The sequence below is a fragment of the Kitasatospora sp. NPDC058190 genome (assembly GCF_042883685.1).
Taxonomy (GTDB): Bacteria; Actinomycetota; Actinomycetes; order Streptomycetales; family Streptomycetaceae; genus Kitasatospora.
Genome location: NZ_JBHVVI010000259.1, coordinates 1 through 3,898 on the forward strand (window position 1 = coordinate 1; position 3,898 = coordinate 3,898).

The following is a 3,898-nucleotide window of genomic DNA, read 5'->3' on the forward strand; positions in this document are numbered from 1 at the left end:
GGACGACGTGCACGGTGTTGTGGGCGTCGGTGCCGAAGTACTCGACGTCGCCGGGGCGGCGCTGGGACTCGGTGATCGGGGTGAGGTGGCTGTCCAGGGTCTGCTTGGTGGTGTCGCCGCCATTGGCGAGGTCGATGCCGGCGCCGAACCAGAAGGCCGCGCGCACCAGGCCGGAACAGTCCAGGCCGGCGGTGGTGTTGGCCGGGCAGGGCTGGATCGAGCCGGTGTAGCCGTCGCAGGTACCCAGGGAGGGACCGGGGCCCTCGCCGCGCAGCGAGTGGCCGCCGCCCCACACGTACGGGACGCCCAGGTACGACTTCGCCGCGTTCAGGACCTTGGCGGAGTCGACGGCGCCGCTGGGCAGCGGCGCGGGGGTGCTGGTGTAGAGGGCGTTCTTGACGGCGTTGCCGACGACGCCGTCGATGGTCAGGGCGTGGGAGGCCTGGAAGTTGCGCACGGCGGTGTCGGTGGCGGGGCCGAACTGCCCGTCCACGGTCAGGCGGCCCGCGTTGAACGAGTTCAGCATCGTCTGCAGGGTGCTGACGCACGCACCGCTGGCGCCGGTCTGCAGGTCGCCGCACTGGGTGCGCAGGTCCACCGTGCCGGAGGCGGCGGCCGCCGCCGCGTCGAGCGCCGACTTGGTGGCCGGCCCGACGATGCCGTCGACGCCCAGGGCGTGCGCGGCCTGGAAGCTGCGTACGGCCGTGTCGGTGCCGGGCCCGAACTGCCCGTCCACGGTGATCTGGGCACCGGTCAGGTTCAGCTCCAGCTGGAGCTGGGTGACGCAGCCGTCGACCTCACCCTGCTGCAGGTCGGCCGGGCAGGCCGAGGAGGTCAGGGGTATCGGGGTCGGCGCGGCCGCGGGTGCGGCGGAGGCAGTGTACGCGCCGACGCCCGTCAGCACGGCCGCCAGGGCCAAGCCCAGCGACAACCGGCGCCGGGTGGGAAGGAGGGCACTCACAGGGGGTTCTCCACGTCCATGATGATTCGTCAGAAGGAATTGCTGGCAGGACTTGATCCACTGCCGCCGGTACCGGATCGTGATCCCAAAGATCTGCTCCACGCGCCAGCGGATCGGCTGCACGACGAAGCCGTTCTGCTCCTTGTCCCGGGCCACGACCTCGACATCGATGCCATGGGTGGCGCCGTGCTTGACGACGGCGTTGTTGTAGCCGGCGTCCACCCATGCCTTTGTCACCGTGGACCACTGGACGGCGAGGGTGTCCAGGACCTGCTTGCCGCTTGCGAGGTTCTGGACACCGGCGGCGGTGACGATCAGGACCAGGAGCAGGCCGAGATGTTCTTCGCCGGCTGCGCGAGCTCTAACTGTGCGGGAACGCACTGGACGGCATCGGGTCTCGATCGGCCGTCAGTGGCTGGTCGGCAGGTACGCGTAGCAGTTGCTGTCGCTGACTTGCTGCCAGAGCAGGTCGCCGGTCTGCGGGCCAACGATGCCGTCCACCCTGAGGCCACGCTCGGACTGGAACTGGCGTACCGCCGCTTCGGTGTCTGGGCCAAAGACGCCGTCCTGTGAGAGCCCGGCACCGTCCCAGGAGTTGATCGCTGCCTGGGCGCACCGGACACCCGGCCCGGAGGTCGTGTAGCCGTAACCGAGCCAGGAGGCGCCCGGGGCGGCGGAGGCGGAGCCAGCGAGGCCAGTGGTTGCTGCTGACGCGATCAGCAGCACGGCGGCGACGGGGCCGGCCTTTCGTATGGTGATCTTCATGCTTCCCTCGGGAGGTGAGTGAGTGTCGATGGCTTAGTAGCTAGTGGGGACGGCGTTGTAGCACTCGCTCAGCCGGTGGCCGTTCCAGAACTGAGCGTCACTGAAACTGTTGATGAACGACATAATCGTGCTGCCGGTGTTCGGGCCGATGATGCCGTCCTGTGCGAGCCCGTTTTCGCGCTGGTACTGGACGGTTGCGTTGTAGGTGGCGGGCCCGAAGTCGCCGTCCACCGAGAGGGGGGTCTTCGGCTGAAGGAAGACGTTCTCGGTCCACTGTGCGCAGGCGACGCCCAGGCCGCTGCTGCCCTGCTGCAGGGAGGACAGGCCGGTGGCAGCGTGGGCGCTGGGAACCGCTGTGACCAGCATGGTTCCGGCAGCCGTGAGGGTGGCCCCGGTCGCCAGGATCTTTCGTATGAGCTTCATGGTCGATCTCCCGGATCGTCTCGTAGTGGCAGTGGGTGAGGTGCAAGCTCGCCACCCACCAGGTCGGCGGCTGTCTCTACGTTGGGTATCTGCCCGCCCGAACTCATGACGAGCGGTCTGGGACTACTCACACTCACCAGTCGGTGGGTACGGCGCCGTAGCAGTCGCTGAGCCAGTAGCCCCGCCAGAACTGGTAGTTGGCCGACGGATAGAGCTTGAGTGTCTGCAGGATTCCGGACGCGATCACGTCACCGGTCTTCGGGCCGATGATTCCGTCGGCCTGCAGCCCGAGCTGGGCCTGGTAGTTGACGGTTGAGTTGTAGGTGGCGGGCCCGAAGTCGCCATCCACCGCGATCTGGGTGGAGTCGAAGTACCTGTTCTCCTCCCACTGTGCGCAGGCGACGCCCAGGCCGCTGCTGCCCTGTCGCAGGGAGGACAGGCCGGTGGCGGCGTGTGCGCCGGGAACCGCTGTGACCAGCATGGTTCCGGCAGCCGCGAGGGTGGCCCCGGTCGCCAGGATCTTCCGTACGAACCGCATCGTTGCTTTCCTCTGTTAGGAGTGGGGTGACGGCGCGCGCTGTCACCAGTGGTGGCCGCCGGCCCGGCCGCTGCCCCAGAGACCGAATTCGTCGGTGTGCCGAGGCGCCGGAGCGGGGCTTGGCGGAGCCGAGCCTGTTCCAGGCACAGCAGAGAGCCAGGGGACCCGGGTGACCATGCTGGTGTTCTGGCTAGTCAGCGCACCAGGCCATTGGACCGGCCACATATGGCCGGGCAGCCTGGCACGGTGATGCGGCCCCAGTAGAGTGATCATCTGCCGTGAAGGGAAGATCCGTGACAGGAGCGAGTGCGTCGAAGTGAGCAGCCAGTTCGGTCCCCTGCTTCGTGAGTTGCGGCTTGAGGCGAAGCTGACGCAGGAACAGTTGGCATCGCTTGCCCGGCTGGGGGTGCGCACCCTCCACCGGTTGGAGACCGGCAAGCCCACTGACGCACGGATGGGAACGGTGAAGCAGGTCGCCTACGCCCTGGCCGATGCCTTGGGACGCGATCGCGACGACGTCTTGCAGGACCTATTGGCCGCGTACCGCGACACGACTTCCGCTGTTGGCCGTACCGCCACGGAGGATGCCTCCGAAGTGCGCGCTCCGTTGAACGAGCCGGTGCCCGGCCCGGTCGCGTTCGGCGTGCTGGCGCCTCGAGGTGCCCTGGGCGACGTCGCCCAGTCGTTGGCACACGATGTGCACAGCCGTTGGATGCGTGAGGAGGAGCAGCGTCGGATCCACGACCCGTTCCCGTTGCCCGTGCGGTGGCGTTCGGCGCCTGAGGGCTTGTTGGACCACTGGGGCAACATCAGCGGTGCTGCCCCGGAGGCCGCGCCGGGCCCGCTGCCGCTGGACGGCAGGCTGGCCCAGGTCACGGACGTGTACCGGCGCATTGGGTCCGGGCGGCTTGTGGTGCTCGGCCGAGCGGGTTCCGGCAAGACCGTTCTGATGCTGCGGTTCGTCCTCGACTACCTGGCAGCGCGTTCCAGCGGCGATCCCGTTCCGGTCGTCTTCAGCGTTGGATCGTGGGACCCGACCCTGACCGGGCTGCGCGACTGGCTCATCGGCCGGTTGCTGCGCGACTATCCGAACCTTGCCGCGCGTGCTCCCAGCTGCTGAGGTTCCCCCGAGGTGCGGAAGGTTGCCCGAGATGGCCTGATGGGTCATGAGAAGGGAGCCTTTGTGATGGCTGCTCAGATGAAGTACCCGC

5 protein-coding genes are annotated in these 3,898 nt (G+C 68.2%); 1 reads left to right on the top strand and 4 read right to left on the bottom strand.

Annotation, left to right across the window (positions count from 1 at the left end):
- The 4 genes from ACFVWU_RS44545 to ACFVWU_RS44560 all read right to left on the bottom strand — a co-directional run.
- A partial coding sequence (locus ACFVWU_RS44545) for a peptidoglycan-binding protein (protein WP_387632368.1) occupies positions 1–1,342 on the bottom strand: 1,342 nt, incomplete at its 3' end.
- A gap of 27 nt (positions 1,343–1,369) precedes the next feature.
- Entirely contained in the window at positions 1,370–1,726 is a 357-nt protein-coding gene (locus ACFVWU_RS44550; RefSeq protein WP_387632371.1) for a peptidoglycan-binding protein, read from the bottom strand.
- A gap of 33 nt (positions 1,727–1,759) precedes the next feature.
- Positions 1,760–2,149, bottom strand: coding sequence for a peptidoglycan-binding protein (locus ACFVWU_RS44555; protein WP_387632374.1), 390 nt, complete (start codon positions 2,147–2,149; stop codon positions 1,760–1,762).
- A gap of 133 nt (positions 2,150–2,282) precedes the next feature.
- Entirely contained in the window at positions 2,283–2,687 is a 405-nt protein-coding gene (locus ACFVWU_RS44560; protein WP_387632377.1) for a peptidoglycan-binding protein, read from the bottom strand.
- 316 nt (positions 2,688–3,003) lie between these two features.
- On the opposite strand from ACFVWU_RS44560, the gene ACFVWU_RS44565 reads away from it, so the two are divergent.
- Positions 3,004–3,807 (top strand): helix-turn-helix domain-containing protein, encoded by an 804-nt coding sequence (locus tag ACFVWU_RS44565; protein ID WP_387632378.1) that lies wholly within the window; start codon positions 3,004–3,006, stop codon positions 3,805–3,807.
- Positions 3,808–3,898 lie beyond the last annotated feature (91 nt).

Bases quoted from the DNA above. Each gene is read 5' to 3' on its own strand.
- ACFVWU_RS44560 (WP_387632377.1), bottom strand. From the start codon at position 2,687: ATGCGGTTCGTACGGAAGATCCTGGCGACCGGGGCCACCCTCGCGGCT.
- ACFVWU_RS44550 (WP_387632371.1), bottom strand. From the start codon at position 1,726: ATGAAGATCACCATACGAAAGGCCGGCCCCGTCGCCGCCGTGCTGCTG.
- ACFVWU_RS44555 (WP_387632374.1), bottom strand. From the start codon at position 2,149: ATGAAGCTCATACGAAAGATCCTGGCGACCGGGGCCACCCTCACGGCT.